Source organism: Jutongia sp. (assembly GCF_057878315.1).
The window spans coordinates 19,478-35,165 of sequence record NZ_DBLXSO010000030.1 but is presented as its reverse complement, the minus strand read 5'-3'; the positions used below and the strand labels follow the sequence as shown (position 1 = coordinate 35,165).

The following is a 15,688-nucleotide window of genomic DNA, read 5'->3' as shown; positions in this document are numbered from 1 at the left end:
TTATGTACCGCTGCGTGGTGCAGTGGTAGCGGGAGCGTGCCGTCCGAAATAGCTGAGCTCACCTACGGAGCTCAGTCGTACGGATGCGTATTTATCAAAGCCTTGCAAAGCAAAGACTTTTCAGAAATCCTACTGATCTGCGTCAATTTTAATACCACCAGCTCACGGTTGTTCAAAAAATCAAGGCCAAAAACCAAATTAGGCTTCGGACATAAGAAATAGTATGGGCGCAGTGATATATTTTATGTGCGAAGTTTGAGTTAATAAAATTAAGCGAACGAACCATAAAGATATTATAAGAAGATATTTCTGCTTAACATAGGAAACTGTCTTGTATTTCCAATCAAATAATGCTATAGTACATCCCAATAAGGGACAGACTAGCAGGTATAGATTGACAGAAGGATTGGTGGATACAATGGATATTTTCGATATTATTGGTCCGGTAATGGTAGGACCAAGCAGTTCGCACACAGCAGGGGCTGTAAGGATCGGATATGTGGGTCAGAAGCTATTGGCAGAGCCGGTAGTGAAGGCGCAGATCGGTCTTTACGGCTCTTTTTGGTCTACCGGAAAGGGGCATGGAACAGATCGTGCGCTGGCTGCCGGATTGATGGGCTGGGAGCCGGAGGATGAGAGGATTCCGAGGAGCCTTGAGATTGCGGAGCAGGAAGGCGTGGAGCTTTCTTTTTATCAGGCGGATCTAAAGGACGCACATCCCAACACGGCGGTAATTCATATGACCGGTGCCGGAGGACGTGAACTTGAGGTGATCGCTGCGTCCATCGGAGGAGGCAGGATCCGTATCTGCGAGGTGGACGGTCTGACAGTAAATGTGTGCGGTGAATATCCGACACTTATCGTTCATAATCTGGATCAGCCGGGGCATGTGGCGGAGGTGACATCCATGCTCAGCCACAAGTCGGTCAATATTGCAACATTGCAGCTCTACCGTAATTCGCGTGGCGGCAATGCCGTGATGGTTCTGGAGTGCGATCAGGAGATTCCACTGGAAGCGATCAAATGGCTGGAGCATCTCGAGGGCGTGATCAAGGTCACATATTTGAATCTATAAGGATGGAGGATTGGCGTTATGTATGAATCGTTGCAGCAGATGCAGGAAATATGCGAGACGGAGAATAAGGCGTTCTGGGAGCTTGTAATGGAAGAGGAGGCCAATGAGAAGCAAAACAGCCATGAGGAAGTGTTTGAGATGATGCGGAGCATGTACCGCGCAATGGTACAGGCGGACGAGAATTATGAGGATCGCAGATCTGCCAGTCAGATGACAGGTGGTGCGGGGGAGCTTATGGCGAAATGGAACCGTGACGAAAAGACACTGTCCGGTCCATTTCTGGGACAGGTGATGGAAAGGGCACTTAAAATGGCAGAGTCCAATGCCTGCATGAAGCGCATTGTGGCGGCACCGACCGCAGGCTCCTGCGGTGTACTGCCGGCGGTGATGATCACCTATCAGAAGCTGGAGAAGTGTCCCGAGGATGAGATCGTCAAGGCGCTGTTTGTGGCAGCGGGGATCGGTCAGATCATTGCGAGTCGGGCATCGATTGCCGGAGCGCAGGGCGGTTGTCAGGCAGAGATTGGCTCTGCGAGTGCTATGACGGCAGGAGCTCTTGTCTTTCTGCGGGGCGGCAGTCTTCAGCAGATTTATGAAGCAACGGCGCTTGCATTAAAGGGACTTCTCGGTCTGGTGTGCGATCCGGTGGCGGGACTGGTGGAGGTTCCGTGTGTGAAGAGAAATGTGATCGGTGCTGTTAATGCGGTTTCGTGCAGTGATATGGTGATGGCAGGGATCACATCGTTTATTCCGGTGGATCAGGTCATTGATGCGATGGATGAGATTGGGCGCAATATGCCGTGTCAGTACAAGGAGACGAGTCAGGGCGGGCTTGCGGTCACTCCGGCGGGAAAGTCAGTCGTATTGTAACAACAGGGGAGCCACACGAATTGTGTGACTCCCCTGTTTATAGGTGCTCTCCGCATACAGCTTCGATCTATTCGTCCAGCATGGATGTGCAGTGCGGGCAGCGTGTTGCCTCGATATCGACTTCGCTTTTACAGAACGGACAAACCTTTGTGGTAACTTTTTCCTCTGCCTCTTCTTTCTTGATCAGCTTCTCGGATGCGGTGTTCATTGCCTTGATGATCATGAAGATCACAAGTGCCATGATCAGAAAATTAAATACAGCGGTCAGAAAGTTGCCGTAATTTAAGGTGACCTGTCCGAGCAGCTTTATATGATACTGGTCGAAGTTCATGCCGCCAAACAATCCAAGGATCGGATTGATGATATCCTTTACAAGAGAGGATACGATGTTGGTAAATGCCCCACCGATAATGATACCGACTGCCATGTCCATAACGTTTCCACGGCTGATAAATTCTTTGAATTCCTTGATAAATTCCTTCATGTCTATCCCTGCCTTTCTCGTTTGCGTAATAAAATACATACAAGTTAAACATCGGCAGTTTGCGGGAAACTCTTAATCGGCGTACTCGAAAAACGGCAGGATATTGACGATATATTTGTTCATGATATCCGCAAATTCCCGGAGCTGTGCATCTGTCTGACACTCACCGTATTCAATGGTATAGGTGTATCCGTTGTGGAAGCCGACATAAATCATCATCGGATTGAGCTCCTCCATTTTCTCGCCGGTAAAGGAACCCTTGAGACGGTGAATGGTAAAAAGCGGCATTTTGGCACCGCCACGCTTTGCCATGAAGGTAACAGTGGCTTCGCTGCACCCGAAGTCCGGATTGGTCACAGCATTTTTCTCTTTCAGGGTTACCAGCTCGGCAACACTTTCGGGCAGCTCCACAAAGCATTTGGCTGCCTTGCTGCTGATACGGATCCGTTTGTCGGTTGCCGTGGTCTGGTGGAGCGTGATCGTCTCACCGCCGAAGGTGACGCTTGCGATGGTTTTTGCATCGATGATCTGGTTAAAGCCGATCCGTTTGTATCCCTCGTTTGAAGCATCGCCCCAGCTTTCGGTCACATCATCCTCAAAACGGCTGTCGATACGGCTGCCATCGGTGAAATCAATCGTAAGCCGGTCTGACTTTTCGTATTTGTTCCATTCCTTTTGTGTGAAATGTGTCTTTCCCTGCTTCGTGATCGTGTAGTGTGCGGTCAGTGAAAGCGGAGATACGACAATGTTCGTCCAATGCCCCTCGGAATCCATGAGACGGATGTCTTTGTTCACATTGATCTGCTCCGGCTCTGCATTGGTCTGGAAGGTCCAGTTTAATTTCCAGCTTCCCTTCTGCAGCGTGACGAACCTACCGTGATTATTGTGGTAACCGATATTTTTGAGTGACAAAGCGATATGGCTGTTGTTGATGTCAACATCGTTGCCGTTATTGTTGATGCCACTGACCAACATCGGAAACTTTGTAATGCCCTCGTCTACGGAGGTGCTGCTTATCGTGTCGGCAGTATAGTCATAGCTTGTGCCGTCCTTTCCGGTAATGGCAAGCTCATAGCTGCCAAATTCCAGTGTGTACGGAACATCCTTCAGATCGGAAGCGTTGATCACGGCGTAGAAACCGGAATGGTCTCCGATGGTCTGGGTCAGATCCAGCCGGATCCCGTTTGATTCATCCGATGCATTGACATTGGTAGTCAGCTTCTCGGCAGTCTGTTGTGACTGATTATCATAGATATTGAAAAAGTTTCGGATGCTGTCATCAAAGCTGAAAGCGGCAAATGCGGTGACGCCGACCATGCAGACAAGGCATGCGGCAGCGGCAGCAGCGAACGGTCTGGAATATCTTCTCCAGAATGAAGGATGTGTTGTGATGTTGTTTTGTTTTTTTGATTTCCTGTTTTCTACGTTTGTCTTTGTATGGATTTCCCCATTTATTTTCTGCAGAGTTTTTTCATGTAATCTCTTGATTTCGGACTCTGTCAATGTTGTTTCCTTCCTTTCGGAGCCGATGTCCTGTCTGGAAAGCTCCTGTAATAAATCTTCTATATTTTTCATAAGGCACTCCTTTCTGACTGTCCGGTCTTCCCCCTGACCATTCGACAGTCAAGCCATATCAGATATTTCAGGCAACTTCAACGCCACATTGTAGCAGCTGTTGTCTCAAACGGTGTTTCCCCCTGCTCAGTTTGTTCTCTACCGTCTTTGCTTTCAGTGCCAGTTTATCTGCGATCTCCTTGATCGAATGTTGATAGAAATACCGGTAAATAAATATTTCGCGGTCGGGACTTTTCATGGAATTGACCAGCTGGTATAAGATTTCGTACTCAGATCGGCTTACGATCTGCTCCTCCACATTTTCCCCCGATACCAGCTCTCCGGCGGTATCTATATTCTGTGTCGGATGTTCCTTTGCCAGAGTGCGCCGTTTATTTAGTGCGGTGCGCCTTGCAATTCCATATAAATATTCCCTGAGTCCCTGACCGTCTGTCAGCTTGATTTTTTCTCTGGACCGCCAGAGTCCCACGAAGGTGTCGGATACCGCTTCTTCGATATCTTCCCCGCTGTAACCGGACAGGATGGACCGGCAGATTGTTTTGACCGCCTTTCCATACTGCCTGATCGCAAGCTCGATCCCAAGTGAGACGTCTTCGCTCAGACAGTCCAGCAATTCCTGTTCTTCCATTTGTCTGCCCCCTTTATAATCTCTTGAAAGATCTTTCATTTATCTATTGGCATGAAGATACTCAAATCACTCACTTTGTTTTGAAAAATATTAAAAAATTCTTACCTGTCCCATTTATCGTACACCTGGTTTCAGGTGTGATTTCAGACGTAATGGTATTTGCCGTATTTTCTAAGCGTAATGGTATTCACTGCGCTTTTTAATAAGAAATGTCGCGGTGACGAAAAGTGTCAGAAGCTCTGCAACGGCAACGGACAGCCAGATGCCGGTGATGCCGAGGAAAATCGGAAGGATAAATACCACGGCAAGCTGAAACACCAGGGTTCGCAGGAAGGAGATCACGGCAGAGATCAGTCCGTTGTTCAGCGCCGTGAAGAAGGAAGAACCAAATATATTGAAGCCGTTGATCAGGAAGGTTACACAGAACAGACGGAAACCGTAGCGTGTCATCTCAAAAAGCTCCGGATCGTATCCAACGAAGATCCGTGCGATCGGTGACGCAATAAACTGTGCCGCTGCGGTCAGGACAACGCCGCAGATGCTTACCAGTGTCAGGCTTTTTTTGAACAGATTTTTCAGCTCGTCATGGTTGGCAGCTCCGTAATGGTAGCTGATGATCGGCGCACTACCGATGGAATAGCCGAAAAAGACAGCGACAAAGATAAAGTTTGCGTACATGATCGTTCCGTAGGCGGCGACACCGTTTTCGCCGGCAAGCTTCATTAATTGCAGATTATACAGGGAACCGACGATAGAGCTGGAAAGATTTGTCATCAGCTCGGAGGAACCGTTTGCACAGGCTTTCAACAATATTCTGCCGTAGAATTTTGTCTTTCCAAGACGTAGAATATCGGATCTTCCGCCGGCAAAATAGATCAACGGGAAGAATCCGCCAAACAGCTCTCCGCAGGAGGTGGCGATCGCAGCACCGGCAATTCCCCAGCCGAACACGGCAATGAACAGGTAGTCCAAGATCATATTAGTCACGCCGGCAATGACGATCACCGCAAGACCAAGCTTTGGCTTTTCTGCCGCCACAAAGAAGCTCTGGAAGGCGTTCTGCAGCATGAACGGGGCCAGTGTGATAAAGCCGAGACAACCGTAGATCGTACAATTTTTCAGGAGATCTCCGCTGGCACCGAGCAGTCTTGCGACGGACGGTGTCAGGGCGATTCCGACAAGGCTTAAAGCGATTCCGCCGATCAGGGTGACGTACACCAGCATGGAAAAATATTCGCCGGCTTTCTCCTTCTTACCCTCGCCGAGTGTCTTGGCGACAATGGCACTTCCTCCGGTACCCATCATAAAGCCGAGTGCGGACATTGCCATAATAAACGGTGAGATCAGATTGATCGCCGCAAACGCTGTTTTGCCGACATAATTGGAGACAAATAACCCATCGACAACGACATAGATCGAAGTGAAGATCATCATGATGACGGATGGGTACACAAAACGTAACAGCTTTTTAAATGTAAAATGTTCGGATAATTGTATTTTCATTGTGATTCCTTTCTGTGAAGCTTCATAAATTCACTGCGCAGTGCAGCTGCATATTTCTGATGGAACAGGATCAGCTGATCCCATTCCTCCGGTGACAGTACGGACAAAGCGTTGTTTTCTGCCTGAATGACCGGATAGATCTTCTCCTGCTGGATCTGCCTTCCGGTGTCGGTTAGAAAAATCTGCATGCTTCTTCCCTTGCCCGGTTTTAATTCAATCCAGCCATTTGCTTCCATTTTGCGGATGGCGGAGTTGATCGTCTGTTTGGGAATGCAGGAGGTCCTGCAGATGTCACGCTGCAGGCAGCCGTCACCAAGCTCGAAAATGCCGTATAAGATATCAAACGCACTGTCTGAGAGTGACGCATTGAGTGCGGCATCATGATAGATGTCATCGAACTCCTTGTAGAGATGGTTATATTCTATCTGAACGTCACTCATATGAGGTTTTGCGGGTGTTTTCATTATCATCATCCTTTCGTTGTTTTTATGTGTATATAAAATGGTGTTGGGGTTAAAAGGTATCTTGCTATAATGTAAGTCTGATTTCGTACTCAATAATGTATTATAGTCCGATTTCGTACTTATGTCAAGCCGCAGCAGTATAATGTCATTATTTACCTGCCGTCGATCAGGATAAGCCGGAACAAGATCTTCGTAATTTTAACGGAATTGCTCCTGTATTTTACTTGCTATCTTTATATTGAAATGGTACTATATTCTTTAGAAAAAATTTAAGATAAGGGGTACGGCAATTACTATGAAAAACTCAAACGAACCAATCTACGATGCTCGTAAACTAGGGGTTCCTAAAATGCTTATTTTGGGAATCCAGCACATGTTCGCCATGTTTGGCGCAACAATTCTTGTACCGATCCTTGTGGCAGGTTATTTCCAGGAAGCCTGTGGAGAGCCGCTGTCAAGAGGACTTACGGTTTCTGTTACTTTATTCTGTGCCGGATTTGGTACACTGATATTCCATCTTTGTTCTAAATTTAAGGTACCCGCATTCTTAGGATCTTCTTTTGCATTCCTTGGTGGTTTCTACACGGTAGCGAATCTGAAGAGCGGCATGTATGCCGATATGGCTGCCAACGATAAGGTTGCATATGCCTGTGGCGGTATTGTGGTTGCAGGTCTTTTGTATCTGGTCGTTGCACTGATCTTTAAGCTGGTTGGTGTCAATCGCGTTATGAAGTTCCTTCCGCCGGTTGTAACCGGACCGATCATTATCTGTATCGGACTTTCCCTGGCACCAAGTGCCGTAAGCAATGCGTCCGGCAACTGGCTGATCGCCTTTGTGGCACTGGCAGTGATCATTATTTTCAATATCTGGGGCAAGGGTATGTTTAAGATCATCCCGATCCTGATGGGTGTTCTGATCTCCTATGCATTTGCATTGATCTTAAATGCCTGCGGAGTGACGAATCCGGACGGTTCTGCAATCCTGAATTTCGCTTCCGTTTCTACTGCAAGCTGGGTTGGACTTCCACCGTTCCAGATCTGCAAGTTTGATGTGACCGCTATCCTTGTTATGGCACCGATCGCGATCGCAACCATGATGGAGCATGTCGGTGATATGTCTGCCATTTCCGCAACCGTAGGTAAGAATTACATTGAGGATCCGGGTCTTCACCGTACACTGATGGGTGACGGTATTGCAACTGCATTTGCCGGTCTCATTGGAGGTCCTGCCAATACAACATACGGAGAGAATACCGGTGTACTTGAACTTTCCAAGGTCTATGATCCGAGAGTGATCCGGATCGCAGCAGTATTTGCTGTTATTCTTTCCTTTATTCCGAAGTTTTCCGCAATCATTTCAACAATGCCGTCAGCGATCATCGGAGGCGTGTCCTTCATGCTTTATGGTATGATCTCTGCAATCGGTGTAAGAAATGTGGTTGAGAACAGAGTTGATCTGACAAAGTCAAGGAACCTCATTATCGCAGGCGTGATCTTTGTCTGCGGTCTTGGTTTTTCCGATGGTCTTACCTTCCGTGTGGCAGGTACTTCCATTACACTGACAGCACTGGCTGTTGCAGCGATCGCAGGTATCCTTCTCAATGCGATCCTTCCGGGCAATGATTACAGCTTCGGAAAGCATCCGGAGGGAGACAGAAGCCGTGGTGTTTATGTGATGAACAGTGATAGAGAGACAGAAGAAACTGAAGAAAATAAATAATAAAAGACTATAAGAGAACTGCATTGGAGATAATAGCAGATATCCGAAAGAAAGGACGCGTAACATGATTAAATCCGATAATATTGTAATTTTTGAACATCCGTTAATTCAGCATAAAATTTCCCTGCTCCGTGATAAGGCGACCGGGACAAACGAGTTCCGTAAGCTTGTCGATGAGATCGCGATGCTGGAGGGATTTGAGGCACTTTCTGATCTTCCGGTGGAGGATGTAGAGATTGAGACTCCGATCGAGAAGTGCATGACACCGATGATCTCCGGACGTAAGCTGGCAGTCGTACCGATCCTTCGTGCCGGACTTGGTATGGTTTCCGGTATCCTTGCTCTGGTTCCGAATGCAAAGGTTGGTCACATTGGAATGTACCGTGATGAGGAGACACATCAGCCACAGGAATATTATTGTAAGCTGCCAAATCCGATCGAGGAGAGACTGATCGTTGTCTGTGATCCGATGTTGGCAACCGGCGGTTCTGCTATTGATGCGATCGATCAGATCAAGAAGCACGGCGGCAGGAATATCAAGTTTATGTGTATCATTGCTGCGCCGGAGGGGCTTGAGAAGCTTCATAAGGCACATCCGGATGTGCAGATCTATGTTGGTCATCTTGACAGACAGCTTAACGAGGATGCATATATCTGTCCGGGTCTTGGTGATGCCGGTGATCGTATCTTTGGTACGAAATAATCATTTAATTTTAATAGAAACGATGTTGTCGATTGCTTTGTTGTTAAGCAGCTTTTGCAGTCCGGCAGCATATATAAGGCAGGCGTTTGTGCGTCTGCCTTTTTGAATGGATCCAAAGTATCTTTTGCGGATGAGGGAGGAAGCATCAAAGAGCTTCTTTTTTGTCGCTATTTTAGCCGTTTGGCTAGTGTACTTTTCGGAAGTGCTTTGTTATAATTGAGTGCAATCATGAAAGGAGAAACAAGGAGGAGCTTATGAGAAAATGGAAAAAATGGGTGTCCGTGATGCTGGCAGGCTCTATGCTGGTATCGGGGCTCCCGGCACAAAGTATTGTAAAGAGGGCGGGCGCAAGCAGCCTGAAGGAAAACGGACAGGCAGAGAAAAGTATTTATGACAAGCTTGCCTTTGATACAACACAGGAGACAGAGGATTCCGAGCAGAATCCATATACGGCGGGAAAGGACGATTATCAGAACCTGAATCCGCAGATGGAGCTGTTTGTCGAGGGAAAGGTATCGTCATTGAGTCAGGCGATTCTAAAAAAGTCTTTGGTCAATGGAAACTATAACAGGAGCCAGACAGACTCAGCAGATCTGACAGATGGAACGGGACTCAATCTTGGCTGGTATCAGGGAACGTATCAAAATTCCGAAGATCAGACAGGAGCTCTTTTGAAGAGCAAGCAGAGAAAGGCAGTAAAGACAACGTTTGATTCCGTAGCGACCGGAGCCAAGGAATATACGGCTCTGGATGCCTCCGGGAGCGGTTATCAGGACTACAAGGTGTGTGTTGCGCAGAAGGCAGCAGACTCGGATGAATTAAACCTGTATCTGCTTAGTGCAAAGACAAATGAGCCGGTGGGAACGGCGGTCAATCTGACAAAAAGCAACACCTGTGTATCCACTATGAAGGAACATGAGACGAGGTCTTATCTCACGGTCTGCGGCGGTGATTTTGACGGAGATGGAAAGGATGAGGCAGCAGTTTATGTTCCGGTTACGGATGCACGAAATGGAGTGAATGCTTCTCATGTGGATATCTATGATATCAATACGGAATCCTCGACCAAAACCTTTGAAAAGAGATCAACGGTATACCTGGCAGATCTGGAGGGGACGCAACCCGGCAAGACGCTTGACGATTCAAAAACTCCTTTTATTACAAGTCTGGCAGTCTATGATTTTGACGGGGATGGAAAGGAAGAGCTTGCAACGTCTTTTAGTCATGCTTATTTTCCGAATGCCAGATTTATTCCCGCAAATACGAAAAAGGCGAAAGAGTGGAAGAAAATGGGATCGTATCTGTCAGTACTGTCCATGAAAACGGACAGTATGGAGGAACAGTATGGACGCCGTCTGGCATTTACCGGAGAGGAATATGGAATTCAGGAGAAAAAGGATACCGTTCTGCAGACCATGCAGTTTGTTGGTCTGGATGTAGGCGATATGGATAATGATTCGATGCAGGAGCTTGTTGTTGCCGGTTACGTTCCGGATGGAGATGACGGTGTGGGTCAGTCGGTAGTCAAGAGTAAGCAGGCAGTTGTGCAGCTTGGCTTTGATCAGGAAAAGGGATGTTATAAGCTGTTGCATGGCGGTATTCCGTATCTTTTATGCCAGCCGGCAGCCAATCAGGAGCTTTATGAAGGAATGAGGGGGTCGGATGTCAGACAGGAACCGGCAGCGGTCGCATGCTTTGCTTCCCGGGGGACAGGGTATGGAGATACTTTGTTCGTGGAGGGCAGTTGTTGGAACTTCAGTGCGGGTGCATCTGAAAAGGAGATGTTTCGATGTCAGTATAATGGCGGCTCGTCTGATTATGTTGTGCCGGATGAAGCAAATGCTTCCGGCGGACTCGCAGAGGCGTATCAGTATCAGTGGACGGACGATAACGGAAATATGAAGCTGCCGATCGATAAGGACAGTGATACAACGAAGTGCTGGCTCAGCAAGGTTGTCAAGGGCAATTTTAATGGAAACCCATATGGCATGGAGCAGGTAATCATGAGCTGTGGTGTCAAGAGCGACAGTATGGTGTCATGGGGGCTTTCTGCACTCAGCCGGAAGGCAGTCGGAGCGGAGGATACCGCCGGATACGCGCGTTTTACACAGGCTTCGGGCTGGGGAGATATCTATCTGAGTTTGGCGGCAGTTGATTATGATGAGGACGGCATGATCGTTAAGTTTGATCATAAGGAGAGTTATTTCAGTGATCCGAATGTTGTTGCCGTGCTTCAGGCGGCACCGTATTTCTCGGATCTGGAATCTACGGACGGCAATTACAGCACCAATGGCTCTACGGCATACGGCAAAACGACAGGCTCCTCCACCACAAATTCAGCCGAGTTTTCGGTATCAGCCGGGGTGATCACAGGATATGAGGAGGATGTCAGTATTCTCGGATTTTACGATGTCGTAGGAATTGATTTTGAAGTGGAGGCGAGCGTCAGTGCCGGCTATGCAAAGGAATTTACGAACGGGAAGAGCTATTCTACTTCTTACGAGGCAGACAGTACGGATGACAGTGTGGTGCTGTCGATGACGCCATACACAAGGTATGTGTATAAAAGTTATGTGCCGGGATTTAAGCTGCCGACACAGAGCCGCTACAATGGGCTGAAAAAGCAGCTTGAACAATATAAGAGCAGTTACGAGACGGCAGAACAGGAATATGCAGAGATCAAGCAGAAGAAAGGAATATCCTATCGATTTAAGAAAGCAGCGCTTGCCAACCGGGTTTCCGTTGCTGCAAACAGATATAACAATGCATACAGCCGGCTTCAGGCAATCGACAAGGCACTGGAGCAGGGATATGAGTGCGGACAGCAGATTGCGGGAAGCTGGAAGGATTATTATGTTTCCGTGCCTCAGACACCGCGTATGACCATGCTTACAGTGACAGAATATGACCGTGTTGCGAAGGAAAACGGTGAATTTGACAAGATCCGCGGAAATGTTCTGACGAACACGCCGGGCGATCCGTTTTCCTACCGGGCTGCGATCGGAGCCTCTTTCGATGGAGGAAAGGTCGTTGATGATGTATCCGGTGCAAAGGATAATTTCGTTAGAGTCAGCAGGGGAGGCAATTCTATCACACAGGGAATTGAAGTGGAAAGTGAAAATTCGGATACCGTGACCTGGGGAACCAGTGTGGAGACACATCTTGTGACAGAGGAAGGCGGTGTTAAGACCGGTGTCAGTGCGGGTGCCGAGGCAAACGGCAGCGTGACATGGACGAATTATAACGGAGCGGAATATTCCGGAACGGTTGCCGGTATTCCTGCGAATGTAGAGCAGTCCTATTCCTTCATGTGGCGATTCGGAACATGGGATACGATGTTAAACGGACAACGGACAAAGGTGCTTGGCTATCTTGTGAAGGGACAGGAGGCACCACCGGCACTGCCATCTGACATTACAGTGACGGATGCCACAGCGGATTCCCTGACCTTGAGCTGGACACACAGCAACCGTAAGGGAGTGCGCTATCGCATCTGCCTGTTGGAGGATAATGAGGAAGAAACGCCGATTGCAGAAGTTTCTTCCGCCCGATCCGGTTATACGATCGGTAACGGTCTGCTTCAGCCGGGAAAGACATACCGTTTTACGATGCAGAGTGTCGGTTATATGGAGACAAGTGCATCCAGCCTTCCGGTGTATGGAAGAACCAAATACGCTGCCGGAACAGATACACCGACAATTGAACTGCAGCCGGAGGATACGGCGGTTGTGGAAGGCGGGAAAGCAGAATTTTCGATTTACGCGACACCGGTAAAGGGAAGCAATGGTTCTGTGCGGTATCAGTGGCAGTGCAGACAGGGAGCAGGTGCAGTGTGGGAGGACATTGACGGTGCAGACAGTATGGATCTTGCGGTGCCGGATGTGACTGCGGATATGGACGGATGGCAGTATCGATGCGTTGTTTCTCAGTTTTACGGCAAAACGATCGAGATCGACAGCGAACCGGCGGCTCTTACTTTAAAACAGCGTCTTGCATCGGTTGTCAGAATGGATCCGTTGGAGAAAACAAGCGGTCGTGCAGCTGATGTGGAAAAGGTGCAGAAGGAAGAAGAGACGCGAAGCTACGAGCCGTTGAAGTTGACGGTCAAGGTGACAAATGGTAATTTGCAGGTGGCAGAGCTGAAGGGCAATGTGAAATATTTTGGGGAGTACACAGGCAATTATTCTGTGACTGTAGGTAAAAAAATTACAGAGGATGCGGTTATTCTGGAAGAATTGGAAGGAAGTGCCTCCGACAGCAATTACAAAGCGACGGTGGATCAAATTGTAAATGCAGCACAGTCCGGATCGTTTCACTATCTTTTCCTGAGAATTTTTAAGGACGATGCAACCCGTACAAAGTTGAAAAATTATCTGTCTGACAAAGGTTCTGTCCGCAGCCGTGAAAATGATCCTGAGACCGATACGCTGTCTCCGAATATGGATCTGACGGTGGAGATAACGGAAGAGAATTTTAACCATTTAAAGTATAGGGAACTTACCGCAGATGATTATGAGAGCACGGTTCCATATGATGACGAATATGTTTATGGGCTTGCTTCCGGTCGGAAGACAATCACCCATACACAGCCGGTGGGAGGCGAGGAGCAGACGCTGTCTGCACAGATTGTCTCTGAAGAGGAGGAGCCGTTAAACGGGGAAGCGGTCTGCGAAATCATGAATCTGACGACAGGAGAAACAGAAAATACAGCGCTTACTGTTACAAATGGGTGTGCTTCAGGAAAGTGGACGCCGTTTGGAACTGGCTACTATAAATTAACGGTAAAATATCAGGGAGATGAGGAGTATTATGGTGCAGCGGCGGAGAATCCGCAGTATTTTACAGCATATAATTCCAAGAAAAAGACATTGCCGGGAGTAGAGCTGGAGAATACGCCGGTTTACGGAGAGGAAATTTCGCTTCAGATGAGTCTTGCCAAGACGGATCAGGTAGAGGATGTTACGGAAGCGGCCTCCTTTACATTGGTAGGCAAAAAGGATCGGAAGCGCACTGCGATCACCGTGGAAAACGGCAAATGGGCGGTTAACGAGCTGCCGGGCGAGTATATTTTGGAAGCGTCGATAACAAAGGATGGCGTGACTTATGAATGTTCCCGGGAGGTACAGATCGAGAAGGCACAGCTATATGTAACGGTTGATCCGGTTACGGTGGATGTCAGCAAAACGACAGATTACCAATATCAGTTTGCAGCTGCGCAGTTAAAATTCCGGGGCTTGTCTGCCGGAGATGAAGACGCCGCCAGAGCTCTGTTTACTGCCGGTGCCAATGAGCAGGAAATTGGCAAGGACAGCAAAGGAAAGCCATATGCGGCAGATTACAGTATTTATACCGGAATTAAGGAGGATGCAGAGACAGCGGAAGTGAATGAGCTGCTTGCAAAATACGAGGTGTGTACGATAAACAGTACACTTAGTTACACCGGCAATAAGACCGGAAGCTATCTGGTACAGTACGGCGCAGATGGCAGCGGCATTGTCAACGCATCCACCGAAAAAGGTACAGCAATCGCAAACGGCGGGTCTTATGCGGAGGATTCAAAACTTTATTTTAAAGCAGTTCCGGCTCAGGGCTGGAATCTGAAAGGATGGAAGGTCAATGGCAAAGATGCGGAGTATGTTCAGGGAATCACATTTGTAAATGGAATGCTGAAAACAGCCTTGACGGACGACATTCAGGTAACTGCTGTATTTGAAGATCCGTCGGCAAGTGAGAAGCCGGCAGAATCAGCAGCCCCAACACAGAGTCCGGGAGAAAGCAGTTCACCGGTTGTCTCCGGAAAGCCGCAGGATCCAACGCAAAGTCCTGTGATTCCGACGAATAAGCCAGATACACCACAGATTTCCGGCAGTCCGGATGTGCCGCAGGTATCCGATAAACCGGACACGCCACATAACTCCGGCAGTCCGAATGTACCGCAGGTGTCTGGAAAACCGGACATACCACAAAGCCCCGGCAGCCCGGATGGCACACAGGCATCGTCAAAACCGAATAATGCGTCCGCCACCGGAAAAGATGGAGCATCAGCAGACGGGACACAAGCAGGAAAGGATGATGGAAAGGCAGCAATCGGCATGTTCTTTATGGTGAAGGGCGTGACTTACCGTGTAACTGCAACCGATCAGGTTTCTTGTGTTAAGGCGAAAAAGAATATCAAGGGAAGCGTTGTGATTCCGGATACGATCACGTATTCCAAAGTAACCTATAAGGTCACAGCTCTTAGTGCAGGAGCGTTCCGAAACTGCAAAAAGCTGACAAAAATAACCATTGGTAAGAATGTGGAAACCATTGGAAAGGATGCCTTCCGAAGCTGTAAAAAGCTGAAGCAGATCACGATCAAAACAGAGAAGCTCACAGCAAAATCCATCGGAAAGAATGCATTTAAGGGCATCCGTAAGAATGCAGCGATCCGTGTTCCGAAAACACAGAAAAAGTCATATACAAAATGGCTTAAGAAAAAGGGAGGTTGTTCAACAGCAAAAATCAAAGCATAGAACAGAAATTAAAATATAGCTTCGATTGGAAACAGGGCTTTGCTTAATAAGCTTCACATAAATATATAACTGCACCCATAATCAATGTGCGAAGCTTGAGAAAATAATAATCTTAATGATAGAACTGTCGGGGATCCATGCCGTTGTTTGTGGT

11 protein-coding genes are annotated in these 15,688 nt (G+C 47.9%); 6 read left to right on the top strand and 5 right to left on the bottom strand.

Annotated features, from left to right (window positions below; translation table 11 throughout):
• The 3 genes from ACZLMD_RS08465 to sdaAA form a co-directional block, all read left to right on the top strand.
• The coding region (locus tag ACZLMD_RS08465) for a hypothetical protein (protein WP_489495546.1) at nt 1-222 on the top strand (222 nt) is incomplete at its 5' end.
• A 196-nt stretch (nt 223-418) separates the two neighbouring features.
• Nucleotides 419-1,075 carry an L-serine ammonia-lyase, iron-sulfur-dependent subunit beta gene (gene sdaAB, locus ACZLMD_RS08460; RefSeq protein ID WP_482523098.1) on the top strand — a complete coding sequence of 219 codons (657 nt, stop codon included), beginning with the start codon at nt 419-421 and terminating at the stop codon, nt 1,073-1,075.
• Between the two features lie 18 nt (nt 1,076-1,093).
• Complete coding sequence (gene sdaAA, locus ACZLMD_RS08455) at nt 1,094-1,945, top strand: L-serine ammonia-lyase, iron-sulfur-dependent, subunit alpha (protein WP_489495545.1); 852 nt, start codon at nt 1,094-1,096, stop codon at nt 1,943-1,945.
• Nucleotides 1,946-2,012: 67 nt separating this feature from the next.
• Here sdaAA and mscL read toward each other — a convergent pair whose 3' ends face one another.
• The 5 genes from mscL to ACZLMD_RS08430 form a co-directional block, all read right to left on the bottom strand.
• Nucleotides 2,013-2,429, bottom strand: coding sequence for a large conductance mechanosensitive channel protein MscL (gene mscL, locus ACZLMD_RS08450; protein WP_118561410.1), 417 nt, complete (start codon nt 2,427-2,429; stop codon nt 2,013-2,015).
• Between the two features lie 72 nt (nt 2,430-2,501).
• Nucleotides 2,502-4,004 (bottom strand): DUF4179 domain-containing protein, encoded by a 1,503-nt coding sequence (locus ACZLMD_RS08445; RefSeq protein ID WP_489495544.1) that lies wholly within the window; start codon nt 4,002-4,004, stop codon nt 2,502-2,504.
• Nucleotides 4,005-4,071: 67 nt separating this feature from the next.
• Nucleotides 4,072-4,632 (bottom strand): sigma-70 family RNA polymerase sigma factor, encoded by a 561-nt coding sequence (locus ACZLMD_RS08440; protein ID WP_489495543.1) that lies wholly within the window; start codon nt 4,630-4,632, stop codon nt 4,072-4,074.
• 171 nt (nt 4,633-4,803) lie between these two features.
• Nucleotides 4,804-6,135 (bottom strand): MATE family efflux transporter, encoded by a 1,332-nt coding sequence (locus tag ACZLMD_RS08435; RefSeq protein ID WP_489495542.1) that lies wholly within the window; start codon nt 6,133-6,135, stop codon nt 4,804-4,806.
• Complete coding sequence (locus ACZLMD_RS08430) at nt 6,132-6,599, bottom strand: MarR family winged helix-turn-helix transcriptional regulator (protein ID WP_484104802.1); 468 nt, start codon at nt 6,597-6,599, stop codon at nt 6,132-6,134. The genes ACZLMD_RS08435 and ACZLMD_RS08430 overlap by 4 nt, the downstream gene beginning before the upstream one ends.
• Before the next feature lie 295 nt (nt 6,600-6,894).
• Between ACZLMD_RS08430 and ACZLMD_RS08425 the strand changes: the two genes are divergently transcribed.
• The 3 genes from ACZLMD_RS08425 (at nt 6,895) to ACZLMD_RS08415 (ending at nt 15,534) form a co-directional block, all read left to right on the top strand.
• Nucleotides 6,895-8,319 carry a uracil-xanthine permease family protein gene (locus tag ACZLMD_RS08425; protein ID WP_482521547.1) on the top strand — a complete coding sequence of 475 codons (1,425 nt, stop codon included), beginning with the start codon at nt 6,895-6,897 and terminating at the stop codon, nt 8,317-8,319.
• 64 nt (nt 8,320-8,383) lie between these two features.
• Nucleotides 8,384-9,022, top strand: coding sequence for a uracil phosphoribosyltransferase (gene upp / locus ACZLMD_RS08420; protein ID WP_022305327.1), 639 nt, complete (start codon nt 8,384-8,386; stop codon nt 9,020-9,022).
• 254 nt (nt 9,023-9,276) lie between these two features.
• Nucleotides 9,277-15,534 (top strand): leucine-rich repeat protein, encoded by a 6,258-nt coding sequence (locus tag ACZLMD_RS08415; RefSeq protein WP_489495541.1) that lies wholly within the window; start codon nt 9,277-9,279, stop codon nt 15,532-15,534.
• Nucleotides 15,535-15,688 lie beyond the last annotated feature (154 nt).

Excerpts from the sequence above, each read along its gene's own strand:
- sdaAA (WP_489495545.1), top strand. The coding sequence starts at position 1,094 with ATGTATGAATCGTTGCAGCAGATGCAGGAAATATGCGAGACGGAGAAT.
- sdaAB (WP_482523098.1), top strand. The coding sequence starts at position 419 with ATGGATATTTTCGATATTATTGGTCCGGTAATGGTAGGACCAAGCAGT.
- ACZLMD_RS08415 (WP_489495541.1), top strand. The coding sequence starts at position 9,277 with ATGAGAAAATGGAAAAAATGGGTGTCCGTGATGCTGGCAGGCTCTATG.
- upp (WP_022305327.1), top strand. The coding sequence starts at position 8,384 with ATGATTAAATCCGATAATATTGTAATTTTTGAACATCCGTTAATTCAG.
- mscL (WP_118561410.1), bottom strand. The coding sequence starts at position 2,429 with ATGAAGGAATTTATCAAGGAATTCAAAGAATTTATCAGCCGTGGAAAC.
- ACZLMD_RS08425 (WP_482521547.1), top strand. The coding sequence starts at position 6,895 with ATGAAAAACTCAAACGAACCAATCTACGATGCTCGTAAACTAGGGGTT.
- ACZLMD_RS08440 (WP_489495543.1), bottom strand. The coding sequence starts at position 4,632 with ATGGAAGAACAGGAATTGCTGGACTGTCTGAGCGAAGACGTCTCACTT.
- ACZLMD_RS08430 (WP_484104802.1), bottom strand. The coding sequence starts at position 6,599 with ATGAAAACACCCGCAAAACCTCATATGAGTGACGTTCAGATAGAATAT.
- ACZLMD_RS08445 (WP_489495544.1), bottom strand. The coding sequence starts at position 4,004 with ATGAAAAATATAGAAGATTTATTACAGGAGCTTTCCAGACAGGACATC.
- ACZLMD_RS08435 (WP_489495542.1), bottom strand. The coding sequence starts at position 6,135 with ATGAAAATACAATTATCCGAACATTTTACATTTAAAAAGCTGTTACGT.